At 64.5% G+C, this 13015-nt stretch carries 9 protein-coding genes; all 9 read right to left on the bottom strand.

Annotated features, from left to right (window positions below):
• Positions 1-101: 101 nt before the first annotated feature.
• A complete protein-coding gene (locus QZY06_RS15735) occupies positions 102-998 on the bottom strand; it encodes a carbon-nitrogen hydrolase (RefSeq protein ID WP_295686014.1) in 897 nt (298 codons plus the stop codon).
• A gap of 8 nt (positions 999-1006) precedes the next feature.
• Positions 1007-2032, bottom strand: a complete 1026-nt coding sequence (locus QZY06_RS15740; protein WP_295686015.1) for an agmatine/peptidylarginine deiminase — start codon at positions 2030-2032, stop codon at positions 1007-1009.
• A 65-nt stretch (positions 2033-2097) separates the two neighbouring features.
• Complete coding sequence (locus tag QZY06_RS15745) at positions 2098-2433, bottom strand: hypothetical protein (RefSeq protein WP_295686016.1); 336 nt, start codon at positions 2431-2433, stop codon at positions 2098-2100.
• Positions 2434-2997: 564 nt separating this feature from the next.
• Positions 2998-5709: a nitrate reductase gene (locus QZY06_RS15750; protein WP_295686017.1), complete on the bottom strand. Its 2712-nt coding sequence runs from the start codon at positions 5707-5709 to the stop codon at positions 2998-3000.
• Between the two features lie 139 nt (positions 5710-5848).
• Positions 5849-7036 (bottom strand): FAD-dependent oxidoreductase, encoded by a 1188-nt coding sequence (locus QZY06_RS15755; protein WP_295686018.1) that lies wholly within the window; start codon positions 7034-7036, stop codon positions 5849-5851.
• Between the two features lie 83 nt (positions 7037-7119).
• On the bottom strand, positions 7120-7497 hold the full coding sequence (gene nirD / locus QZY06_RS15760) for a nitrite reductase small subunit NirD (RefSeq protein WP_295686019.1): 378 nt from the start codon (positions 7495-7497) through the stop codon (positions 7120-7122).
• Entirely contained in the window at positions 7494-10028 is a 2535-nt protein-coding gene (gene nirB, locus QZY06_RS15765; RefSeq protein WP_295686020.1) for a nitrite reductase large subunit NirB, read from the bottom strand. The genes nirD and nirB overlap by 4 nt, the downstream gene beginning before the upstream one ends.
• Before the next feature lie 80 nt (positions 10029-10108).
• Positions 10109-11461: an MFS transporter gene (locus QZY06_RS15770; RefSeq protein ID WP_295686021.1), complete on the bottom strand. Its 1353-nt coding sequence runs from the start codon at positions 11459-11461 to the stop codon at positions 10109-10111.
• Positions 11462-11718: 257 nt separating this feature from the next.
• A partial coding sequence (locus QZY06_RS15775; RefSeq protein WP_295686022.1) for an alginate export family protein occupies positions 11719-13015 on the bottom strand: 1297 nt, incomplete at its 5' end.

Below are 13015 nucleotides of genomic sequence, written 5' to 3' on the forward strand. Positions count from 1 at the left end.
CCTCCGTTGTTGCGGAAAGACTAGAGCCTGCCTGGCGCCGTGAGCAGTTCAGTGCGTCAGCGAAGCGTCATGACAACTGTCATGCCTCGTCACCATGAACGCTAATCGCGAAAGCGCTTGAGCAGATCGCCATAGGCCTCGATGCGGCGATCGCGCAGGAACGGCCACCAGCGGCGCACGTTCTCGGAACGCGCCATATCGATGTCGACGACCAGCACCTCGGCGTCCTCGGTGCCGGCCCGGGCCAGGAACTCGCCCTGCGGCCCGGCGACGAAGCTGGTGCCCCAAAACTTCGCACCTTCGGTCAGCGCACTCGGGTCCGGCTCGTAGCCGATGCGGTTGGCAACCAGTACCGGCAGGCCGTTGGCCACCGCATGCGAACGCTGGATCGTCACCCAGGCTTCACGCTGCCGCTCGCGCTCCTCGAAGGGATCAGCCGGATTGGCGCCGATTGCGGTCGGGTAGAGCAGCAGATCGGCCCCGGCCAGCGCCATCAGTCGCGCGGCTTCCGGATACCACTGATCCCAGCAGACCAGCAGGCCGAGCTTGCCGACGCTGGTCTGGATCGGCTCGAAACCCAGGTCCCCCGGCGTGAAATAGAACTTCTCGTAGTAGCCCGGATCGTCCGGGATGTGCATCTTCCGGTACTTGCCGGCCAGGGTGCCGTCACGCTCCATCACCACCGCGGTGTTGTGATAAAGCCCTGGCGCGCGACGCTCGAACAGCGAGCCGACCAGTACGATGCCCAATTCCTTCGCGAGCCCGCCCAGCCATTCGGTCGATGGTCCGGGAATGCTTTCGGCAAGGTCGAACAGATCGGTCGATTCGTGCTGGCAGAAGTACAGGCCGGTATGCAGTTCCTGAAGCATCACCAGCTGCGCGCCCTGCGCGGCGGCTTCACGAACGCCGGCTTCGCTGGCGGCAATGCTGATCGCCCGATCGCTGGAACAGGCTTGCTGGACCAGGCCGACTCTCAGGTTCTTGGTCTTCGTCGTCATTGCGTCTCTCAGTGGGCCGGCAGCTGCATGGTCACGCAATGCAGGCCGCCGTACTGCTGGATCAGGGCATTGCAGTCGATGCCGATCACCTCGCGATCCGGGAACAGCGGCCGCAGGCGGGACAGCGCTTCCTCGTCCAGCGCCTGACCGTAGACCGGCACCAGCACCGCACCGTTGAGAATCAGGAAGTTCGCATAGCCGGCCGGCAGGCGCCGGCCATCGTCGGCATCGAAGATCGGCTTCGGCAGCGGCAGGCCGACCAGCTTGTACGGCTTGCCCTGCCAGTCGCGCAGCGCCCGAAGTTCCTCGGCCATCGCGGCGAGATCGGCGTAGTGCTCGTCGGCTTCGTCCTCGCAGGCCTGGTAGGCGATCGTCGTCGCGTCGCAGTAGCGGGCGATGGTGTCGATGTGGCCGTCGGTATCGTCGCCGATCAGGTCGCCATGTTTCAGCCACAGCACGCGGTCGAGGCCGAGCTGGTCTTTCAGCAGTGCTTCGATCTGCTCACGGTTCAAATGCGGGTTGCGGGTATCGGCGAGCAGACAGCGCTCGGTGGTCAGCAGGGTGCCGTGACCATCGACCTCCAGCGCGCCGCCTTCGAGCACGAAGTCGAGCGTTTCCACGGGCGCCGACCAAGCGCCGTACTGATCGAGCTTGCGGGTGAGGGCGTTGTCGCGGGTGGCGGAAAACTTGTTGCCCCAGCCGTTGAAGGTGAAATCGAGATGGACGAAACCCGTGCCGCGCCGGACCGTGATCGGCCCATGGTCGCGGGCCCAGACGTCATCGTTCGCCACTTCATGGACGATCAGCCGCTCGCGCGGTACGCCGGCTTCGATCAGCCGCGCCTGCAGCGCATCGGCACCGTCGGCCACATTGACGTGCAGGCCCTGATAGCGGCCGATGGCGACGGCAATGGCGATGAAGTTGCGCTCGACGGCATCGAAGTGACGAGCGAAATCCCCGTCACGGCGCGGCCAGGTCAGCATCACGGCGGCTTGGGGCGCCCACTCGGGCGGCAGGGTCTGACGGTGGCTCATGCGGAATTCGGGGGCGGATGCGAAGCCTGATTATCTCAGGTCCGCATGACGCTCCGCGGAAGCTCTCAGCCGCCAGCCGACAGTTCGTTGGTATTGAACAGCGGCGCCGGCCGATCCGGGACCACGGCGTCGACGACGTGATCGTTCTCGAAGAACACTGAAAAGCCTGCGTAGTCCCAGCGCGTGATCCGAGGCTGGGCCGGCGAACTGCCACCGACGGCGGCATGGCGAAGCTTCGGTTCGCCGTAGTGCTTCAGCACTTTCGATTGCACTTCGCCACGTGCGGGCAGATCGACGCTCGTGTCGGTGGATGGAGTCGCCGGCAGCGTCAGCACGTCGGCCGACACCGGCAGCACAGCGATGATCAGACCGAACCCGCAAGCAGCGATCGTCTTGTGCATGGGAGTACGGGCCTGAACCAAGGGGCGGGGAGATCGGGAAAAAGGATAGCACCGGGTCGCGAACAGGAAACTCGCGGCGCGGCGCGTTCATCGCCGGCCTGCATCCGCTCATCACCCCTCGTCCGTACACATGGTCATGAATAAGGGACGCGCGGCCCTATTGGCCGCGGCGCTGGGTCCCGATGATTTACCCAGGGTTCGGCATGTCGCGTTTGCCGAGTCCTGTGGTTCACCCAGGGGTTGGAACTTGGCCGGTTCTGCGCAAGCGGGACCGGTTTTTTTACGCCTCGTTGGGCCTGTCAACAGCTGCTTTGGTCGCTGCGTTGCGAGTCAAAAAGCCGCCGGGCGAGGCGCGAACCGCAGGTCATAGCTTACCTATGGTCAAGGTTCGCAACGAAGTCCCGGCGACTTTTTGGCCGCAACCCGAAGGGGCGGGATCGTTTTTGCCCATTGCTGCCTTACTCGTCGCGCCAATGGGTCGGCCATTGCCCGCTCCTCGTTCGTTGCACTGGGCAAAAACGACCTCCGCCGCAGCGACCAAAGCAGCTGTTGACAGGCCCTGACTCAGGCCTTGGCGAGCGCCTGCGCGCGCAGCTCCGAGATGATGCCTTTCAGCTCCGGCACGCAGGAGCCGCAGTTGGTGCCGCATTTCAGCTTCGCCCCCAGCTCGGCCGGTGTTGCACAACCACCTCTGACCGCCGCCTCGATGGTCTTGCGGCCGACGCCGTAGCAAGAGCAGACGGTGGCGCCGGCATCGTCGCCACGGGCCAGCGGTTCACCGACCAGCAGGCCGATGCGGTCGGCCGTTTCGAGTTGCTCCTTGGCGAACAGGCTCGACAGCCAGGCACGCGAGGGCAGATCCGGACGCGGCGAGACGAACAGGCAGGCCTCGATGCGGCGGCCGACGATCAATGCGGCGCGATAGATGTTGGCGGTGCTGTCTTCGTACTCGAGCCAATCGGCGTCTTCGCCAGCGCCGAGCATCGCTCTGGCGCGGCTGGCCCAGCTGGCATCGCTGCGCCGGCCGGCGAGTTCGTGGCGGGTGTAGCCGTCACCGGTGATCTTCGTCCACCAGGCTGCGTCGGCGGTCAACGATTTCAGATCGCCGTCGCGACTCAAGACAAAGCCATGCCAGGCGACCAGGAACGGTTCCACCCTTACCGGGGTGTGCTTGAATTCCGGCTCGCCGGACACCGGATCGACCACCGGATTGACCAGCGCGCCGACTCGCGCGTCCGACGCGAACTGCGCGTTCCAGTGAATCGGCACGAACACGCTCTTGCGCGGCATCTCGCCGGACATCCGTACCCGAACCACGCAACTGCCGTGCGCCGAGGACACCCGCGCCAGCTCGTGCTCGCGCACGCCGCAGAGCAGTGCGTCCTGCGGATGCAGATCGACGAAGGGTTCGGAGACGTGGGTCGCCAGCCTTGGCGCCAGGCCGGTGCGGGTCATGGTGTGCCAGTGATCGCGCACGCGGCCGGTGTTCAGCACCAGCGGATAGTCGTCATCGAGCCGCCGGCCCGGCATCTGCGGCGTGGTCGGCACGAAGCGGGCGCGGCGGTCCGGCGTGTAATAGCGGCCGTCGGCGAAGACTGCCGTCGACGCGGCCGCGACCGGCCAGCGAATCGGCTGCAAGGCGTCGTAAGCGCTCTTGCCCAGACCAATCAGGCCGGACAGGTTCAGATAGCGCGGTGATCCTGCGTCATCGTTGCCGGACGCTGTCAGCCGCGCATGCTCGTCGAAGATCTCGTCCGCCGATTGATACGGGAACTGCGCGCCGTAACCCCAGCGCCGCGCCACTTCGGAGAGCGCCCACCAGTCCGGTTTAGCCTCGCCGGCCGCTGGAAGAAAAGCGCGTTGACGCGAGATGCAGCGCTCGCTGTTGGTGACCGTGCCGTCCTTTTCGCCCCAGCCCTGTGCGGGCAGCAGCACGTGGGCGTAGGCGGTGGTGTCGGTGTCGGCCATCACATCGGAAACCACCACCAGCTCGCACTTGGCGAGCGCGCGCTTGACCTTGTCGGCATCGGGCAGGCTGACCACCGGATTGGTCGCCATGATCCACACCGCCTTGACCTGGCCTGAGTCGATCGCATCGAACAGGTCGACGGCTTTCAGGCCAGGCTTGTCGGCGATCGCCGGGCTCTGCCAGAAGCTCTGCACCAGCTTGCGGTGGGCAGGCGCATCGAGATCGAGATGCGCGGCCAGCATGTTCGACAAGCCGCCGACTTCGCGGCCGCCCATGGCATTCGGCTGGCCGGTGATCGAGAACGGCCCGGCCCCCGGCTTGCCGATGCGGCCGGTCAGCAGATGGCAGTTGATGATCGCGTTGACCTTGTCGGTGCCGCTCGACGACTGGTTGACGCCCATCGAGAACGCGGTGATCACTTTCGCGCTGCGCGCGAACAGCCGGTAGAACTCGGCGAGCACCGATTCCTGCAACTTGCATTGCGCGGCCACCGAACGCAGATCGCCAGCGGTGTTGTCGGCAATCGCCATCGCCCGCGCGAGGCCTGAGGTATGGCCGTCGACGAACGCGGTATCGACCACGCCATGCTGGTGCAGGAAGCTCATCAGGCCGTTGAACAGCCAGACATCGGTGCCCGGACGGACTGGCAGATGGAGATCGGCCATCTCGCTGGTCGCGGTGCGGCGCGGATCGATGACCACCAGCTTCATCTCCGGCCGCCGCTCGCGCGCCTTGACCAGCCGCTGGAACAGGATCGGATGGCACCAGGCGGTGTTCGAGCCGACCAGTACCACGAGGTCGGCCAGCTCCAGATCTTCGTAGGACACCGGCACGATGTCCTCGCCGAACGCGCGCTTGTGGCCGGCGACGGCAGAGGACATGCACAGCCGCGAATTGGTATCGATGTTGGCGGTGCCGACGAAGCCTTTGACCAGCTTGTTGGCGACGTAATAGTCCTCGGTCAGCAACTGGCCGGAGACGTACCAGGCCACGCTGCCCGGGCCGTGCTCTTCGATGATTTTCTGGAAGCCGGTGGCAACCTGATCGAGCGCGCTGTCCCAGCTCACGCGCTGGAAGCCATCGGCTTCTCGACGTGCGGGATAGAGCAGCCGGCCCTTCGGCAGCATGGTTTCGCCGAGCGCTGCGCCCTTGACGCACAGGCGGCCGTAGTTGGTCGGGTGCAGGGCATCGCCGGCCACTGTCGTCACACCCGTAGCCGACACGCGGGCAATCACCCCGCAGCCGGTCCCGCAATAGGGACAAGTGGTTGCTACTTCACGTGCCTCGGGCGTGCTTCCATCCATCATCAATTCAGGTTCATCTGTTTGGTAGGGCGGCACGCCCATGCCGCCGTGTCGGCGCTGCTCCCCGAGGGCTGCCGCCCGCTGGATCGACGCTCGAAAGTGCCATTCAAGGCACTTTCGAAAGCGCACGCCGATCCAGCCATCATGCCGCCTGAGGCTCGCAGTAACCGCGTCCGAACAGCAGACGCTGGCGCAGCGCGCTGATGTCGACCCGCTTCTGCATCAATTCGAAATACCAGGGCCCATCGCTGACTTCGCCGTAAAGCACCACGCCGACGATGCAGCCGCCCTTCAGCACCAGGCGCTTGTAGACGCCGCGGCCGGGATCGCGCAGCACCAGGTCTTCGCTGTCCTTGTCACCGATGAAATCGCCGGCCGAGTACAGGTCGATGCCGGTGACTTTCAGGCGTGTGGCAGTCACCGAGCCCGAATAACGGCGATGGCCGAGGCCGGCGAGATGCGCGGCACAGACCTTGGCCTGTTCCCACAGCGGTGCGACCAGGCCATAGACGTTCTTGCGGTGCTGCACGCATTCGCCAACAGCGTAGATGCGCGGGTCGCTGAGGCTTTGCAGGCTGTCGTCGACGACGATCGCCCGCTCGACATGCAGGCCGGCGGCTTTCGCCAGTTCGACATTCGGCCGGATGCCGACCGCCATCACCACCAGATCGGCGGCGATCTCGCTGCCATCCTTGAACTTGATCGACGTGACTCGCTCACTGCCGACGATCTCGGCGGTGTTCGCTTCGAGCAGAAAGCGCATGCCGCGCTTTTCGAGTGCGGTCTTCAGCAGCTTCGCGGCCGGCTTGTCGAGCTGGCGTTCCATCAGGCTGTCCATCACGTGGACGACGCTGACGTTCATGCCCTGGCGCAGCAAACCGTTCGCCGCTTCGAGCCCGAGCAGGCCGCCGCCGATGACCACCGCATGGCGATGATTGCGGGCTGCAGTCAGCATTGATTCCACATCGTGGATATCGCGGAAGGCGATGACGCCGGGCAGCGTGTGGCCGGGTACCGGAATCACGAACGGACGCGAACCGGTGGCGATCAGCAGGCGGTCATAGGGCACTTCGAGGCCGCTGGCAGCGACCACGACCCGGCGCCGGCGATCGATCGCCGTGACCATGTCGCCGCTGTGCAGCGTGATCCCGTTGCGGGCATACCAGGCACGATCGTGGGTGACGATGTCCTCGAACAGCTTCTCGCCGGCCAGTACCGGCGACAGCAGGATGCGGTTGTAATTGCCGTGTGGCTCGGCGCCGAACACGGTGATGTCGAAGGCATCCGGTTCGAGCTTCAGCAGTTCCTCGACCGTGCGGATGCCAGACATGCCGTTGCCGATGACGACCAGGCGTTGACGCTTCGGCTTCGCTCCTTCCCCCGCACGCGGGGGAAGGAGACCATCGCCAGCACTCACGACGCCCGCACCATGATCGCGCCATCGTCGCCACAAGCCACGGCCCAGGCCTTCACCGACCAGGCTTCGTCTTCCAGGCAACGCCCGGTCTTCAGGCACAGATGGTTCTTGTAGACCGGCGAGGCGACGACCAGCGCCGGGCCGGTTTCGGTGCTCAGCTCGCCGATCAGGCCGCGGCTCAGCACGTTGGCCTGCGAGCGGACGTCGAAATTGTCGATCGCAAATATTCCGTTGTCTGGCCCGTCCTCGGTGCCATCGGGCGCCACGACCCGGAACACCGCGACCTGCGCATCGCCGACCTTCGCGCAGACGCCGGTGTTCGGCACGATGTCGTCGCGATGGCAGACGAAGGTCCAGCTGGCAGCGTCGGTCACGGTGCCACCTCAAGCTTCTTCTCGAGCGCTGATTTCGGCCGGATCTGGCCGCGCTCGTCGACGAACTGAATGTTGGCGTCGGCCTCCTTCGAGTTCACGAAATGGCTGAAGCGCTTCAGGGTTTCTGGCGTGGTGATCGCCTTCTTCCACTCGCATTCATAGGTTTCCACCTGGCGCGCCATGTCGGCTTCCAGCTCGGCGCAGAGGCCCAGCGAATCCTCGATGACCACCTTCTTCACGTAGCTCAAGCCACCTTCGAGATTCTCGATCCAGGTCGCCGTGCGCTGCAGGCGATCGCCGGTGCGGATATAGAGCATCAGGAAGCGATCGATCAGCTTGATCAGCGTTTCATCGTCGACATCGCTGGCCAGCAGTTCGGCATGGCGCGGCTTCATGCCGCCGTTGCCGGCGACGTACAGATTCCAGCCCTTTTCGGTGGCGATCACGCCGACGTCCTTGCTCTGCGCTTCGGCACATTCGCGGGTGCAGCCGGAAACCGCCATCTTGATCTTGTGCGGAGAACGCAGGCCGCGATAACGCTCCTCGATCCTGATCGCCATGGTCACCGAGTCCTGCACGCCATAGCGGCACCAAGTGCTGCCGACGCAGGATTTCACCGTGCGCAGGCTCTTGCCATAGGCATGGCCGGACTCGAAACCGGCGGCGACCAAGGCCCCCCAGATTTCCGGTAACTGCTCGACTCTCGCGCCGAACAGATCGATGCGCTGGCCACCGGTGATCTTGGTGTACAGGCCGTAATCCTTGGCGACCTGGCCGATGACGATCAGCTTGTCCGGCGTGATCTCGCCACCCGGAATGCGCGGCACCACGGAGTAGGTACCGTCCTTCTGGATGTTGGCGAGGTAGTAGTCGTTGGTGTCCTGCACCGAAGCGTGCTTGGGCTTGAGCACGTGCTCGTTCCAGCAGCTGGCGACGATCGAGGCAACGGTCGGCTTGCAGACATCACAACCGCGGCCCTTGCCGTGAGCGAGGATGGTTTCGTCGAAAGTCTTCTGACCGCCGACCTTGACCAGATGGAACAACTCCTGGCGTGAGTGCGCGAAGTGCTCGCAGAGGTGATTCAGCACCAGCACGCCGGACTTCTTCAACTCGGCATCGAGTACCTGCTTGACCAGCGGCAGACAGCCGCCGCAGGAGGTCGCCGCCTTGGTGCATTTCTTCAGTGCGCCGAGGCTGGTCGCGCCGCCTTCGATCGCAGAACAGAGATCGCCTTTCGACACGTTGTTGCAGGAGCAGATCGACGCCGTCGCCGGCAGCATGTCGATGCCGATGCCTTTCGAGCCGCCTTCCACGCTCGGCAGGATCAGCGATTCCGGCTGCGCCGGCAGCGGAATGCCGTTCAGCGCCATCTGCAGCAGGGTGCCGTAGTCGTTGGCTTCGCCGACCAGCACCGCGCCGATCAGCTGCTTGCCGTCAGCGGTCACCACCAGCTTCTTGTAGTGGCCGGCGACGTCGTCGTTGAACAGATAGGTGAGGCTGCCGGGCGTCGTGCCCTGGGCATCGCCGATAGAGGCGACGTCGACACCGAGCAGTTTCAGCTTGGTGCTCATGTCGGCGCCGTTGAACTGCGGTGCGGATGCGGCGGCATCACCGGCAACGATCTGCTTGGCGACGATGCGCGCCATGTCGTAACCGGGCGCCACCAGGCCAAAAATCTTGCCTTGCCACAGCGCGCATTCACCGATCGCATAGATGCTCGGATCGGAGGTCTTGCACTGGTTGTCGATCAGGATGCCGCCGCGCTCACCGCGGATCAGCCCGGCGACTCTGGCCAGCTCATCGCGCGGCCGGATGCCGGCCGAGAACACGATCATGTCGGTCTGCAGCTGGCTGCCATCGGCGAACTTCATCGCATGGCGGCCACCGACGCCGAGGCCTGCACCATCGGTGATTTCCAGCGTGTTCTTGCCGGTGTGCACCTGCACACCCATCGCTTCGATCTTGCGCCTCAGCAGGCGGCCGCCCATGTCATCGACCTGCACGGTCATCAGGCGCGGTGCGAACTCGACGACATGCGTTTGCAGGCCCATGTCCTTCAGCGCCTTCGCGCATTCCAGACCCAGCAGGCCGCCGCCGACAACGACGCCGACCTTGGACTTCTTGCCCCATTCGGTCATCGCTTCCAGATCTTCGATCGTGCGATAGACCAGACAGCCATTGCGATCGCGGCCGGTGACCGGCGGCACGAACGGATAGGAGCCGGTGGCCAGCACCAGCTGGTCGTAAGGCACGGTCTCGCCATCTTCGAGCTGCACGAGCTTCGCGGCGCGATCAATGCCCACCGCCTTGGCGTTGAGCTTGAGCGTGATGTTGGCGCGATCGAAGAAGCCCGGCGTGACCAGCGACAGATCGTCCGCGGTCTTGCCGCTGAAGAATTCCGACAGGTGCACGCGATCGTAGGCCGGGCGTGGCTCTTCGCAGAGCACGGTGATGGCGAGGTTGGGTGCGTCGGCCAGCTCTTCGAGCAGCTTGTGGCCAACCATGCCGTTGCCGATGACGACGAGTTTCATGCGTGAGTCTCTTGTTATTGGTTGTGTTGCAGTTTTGCTTTGCCGTGCTCCTTCCCCGTCCATGGGGAAGAAACAAAAACTCAAGCTGCCAGCGATTGCCGCTCCGCCACCGCCTGCTCGAACAAGGCCTGTTCCTGCGTCTTGTGCTCGGCGGTGAAGCGCACCGCGATGGCACAGACGGCGGACACCGTGACCAGGCCGCTGAGGATCAGCAGGCAGCTCTGGGTGTTCGGCGAGGCTTTCATCAGGAAGCCGGCCGCTACCGCACCGACATTGCCGCCGGCGCCGATGATTCCGGCCACGCCGCCGAGCGCATTGCGATCGATGAACGGCACCAGCGCGTAGGTCGCGCCGCAGGCCATGTGGGTGAACAGACCGAAGGTCAGCATCGCGACGATGGCGAGGGCGACGTGATCCATCTGCGCCCACCAGAGCAGGCCCAGACCTTCGCCGACCATCAGCACGAACAGCAGCAGGGTGCGGCCATCGAGGCCCTTCACCTTGGCGATGCGATCGCTGGCGATGCCGCCGAGTGCACGGGCGAACAAGGCCAGCAGGCCGAAGGTGCCGGCCGCGAAACCAGCGGCTTTCAAGCTGAGGCCGAAGCGCTCGACGTAATACAGCGCCGCCACGTTGTGGATGAAGATCTCGACGCCGAAGCAGGCGCCGTAAGTGACGAACAGCAGCCAGACGCGATAGTTGCCGCAAGCGCGCTTGAAGCTGGTCATGCCGACCTTCTTGCCGGTGTCCGGCATCAGGCCGGTGGCGCGCAAGGTGTCGTAATTGCCGGCCGGGCAGTCCTGCGTGAACTTCCAGTACGCCCAGGCCATCACCAGCATCAGCACGCCCGGCACCAGCAGCGCGATCCGCCAGCCACCGGCCTGCTCGACACCGAACAAGGCGAGGGCGACGACGATCAGCGGCATCAGGGTCTGCGTGGCACCGCCACCGGAATTGCCCCAGCCCGCGGCTGCGGCGTTCGCGGTGCCGACCACGTTCGGCGCGAACATCACGCTGGTGTGGTACTGCGTGATCACGAAGCTGGCGCCGATCGCACCGATCGCCAGACGGAAGAACAGGAAGCTTTCATAGCTCTGTGCAGACGCCACGCCGAACACCGGAATGGCGCCGAACAGCAGCAGGCCGGTGTAGGCCTTGCGTGGGCCGTAGCGATCGCAGAGCGGGCCGATGACCAGGCGCACCAGGATGGTGACGGCGACGGCCGCGATATTGATGTTGGCGATCTGGTCCTTGGTCAGCCCGAATTCGCCCTTGATGATCGGCATCAACGGGGCGCAGGCGAACCAGGCGAAGAAGCAGACGAAGAACGCCATCCAGGTCAGATGGAAGGCGCGCATGGCAGGAGAAGAGAAGTCGCTGAGTGCGACTTTGGTCGCCTTGGCGAGATAGGCGGGAGACGTGGGAACGGACATGGTTGCTCCAATGGATAACGTGAGGTCTGCGGTCGCCATTGGCCGCCAAGAGATGCTCACGTGATCGCCGTTAACCACGTGAGTCAGTCGGTAGCAAAGGCTGTGCCGTTTGTTTACGGCCTGTTCAAACAGAGACTTGCAAGCGGATTTGCCGATTCTTGAAGTGCGCGACGCCCAACAACGGTGCGCAGCTCGATGCGGCTTGATCGCCTTGCACCGGAACGGACGGGCTGTGTTGGGGCGTGCTCATCGCGCGCTCAGAACTTGTATTCGGCGTAGAGCCAGCCGCGCTTGACGTTGGTGGCCTGGCCGGCAACCACCGGAAACTCATCGGCGAAGTAAGCGGCGAACTTGGCGAACACGGTGAAATTGGCGAGTACCGGATAACTGGCCAGCAGATCGACTTCATTGCCGTAGTGGGCGCCACCGGCATCAGCCAAGAAGTCGTGATAGACGGCGGTCAGGCTGGCCTTCGCCACCGTCGCGCAGGCCGAGGCATACAGGCGATGCAGGCCGCCGACCGGCGTGATCAGGAACTGGTCGGCCCAGCCGTCGAAGGCATGCGTGGTCGCCAATGGCGTCTGGAAACTGGAGATGCCGTTGCCGCCCAGGGCTTCATAACCGGCCGTTGCTTTGAGCATCTTCCAGCCGACCACGGCTTCGGCGAGGCCGTAGCGCATGTCGTGATCCGGCGAGCCGCGCCAGCCTTGCTGGATCGCATATTCCAGCGAATAGCCGAGCGTGAAGGCTTGCACTGGCACCGTGCCGGTGGCACGCAGGCCATAGGTCTGGTTGTTGTTCAGCAGCCGGCCGACAGCACCGCCGGGCACCGTGCCGAAGTCCAGGAAATAGCCGTAGCCGGTCAGCTTCAGAGTCTTGTCGATGACCTGCGTCGACACATTCATCAGATGACCGTCGATATCGAGACGATCGACATTGCGACCTTCGATCGCGAAGTTGCGGAACGAGTTGACTCGGTCGAGATGCGCGTAGGTGACTGTGGTCTTCGGGATCAGGGTGGTGGTCAGCAGCGCGGCATCGAAGGTCTGCTCGTCCTGCCGCCAGGCGACGCCGCCAACGAAGCGCTGGTTGTCGAAATTGATTCGCTGGCGGCCGTACTTGATCTGCGTTTTCGGCAGGCCGGCATAGCGCAGCCAGGCCTGATTGACCTCGTGCACCTGGGCATCGGCGATCACCGGGTAAGTGCTGCGGCCGTTGCGCAGCGAGTTGTAGCGATCGTCGCCGAGGGTATCGACGCCCTCGTATTCCAGCTGGCCGTCGAGCTCGTTCCAGGCCGCCGTCGTATAGCCGAGGCGGACGCGGATGGTGGTCGCCTGCGCCGTGTTTTCGGTGATCGGTGCCGCCAGCGGATCGGACAGATTGAGCGCCTCGTAACGCAGACGGACATCGAGATTGGTCTTGCCGCCGGCCAGCTTCGACGGCAGATCGGCGAGTGAATCAGTGGCCTGTGCAGTACCACTCAACAGCATCAGTGCGGCGCCCGTTGGAGAAATCGTGGCGCGCAGAACCCCCTGCAGCCCCTTGGTTGCAAAC

Origin of the sequence: uncultured Nevskia sp. (assembly GCF_903885465.1) — a bacterium.
GTDB lineage: Bacteria > Pseudomonadota > Gammaproteobacteria > Nevskiales > Nevskiaceae > Nevskia.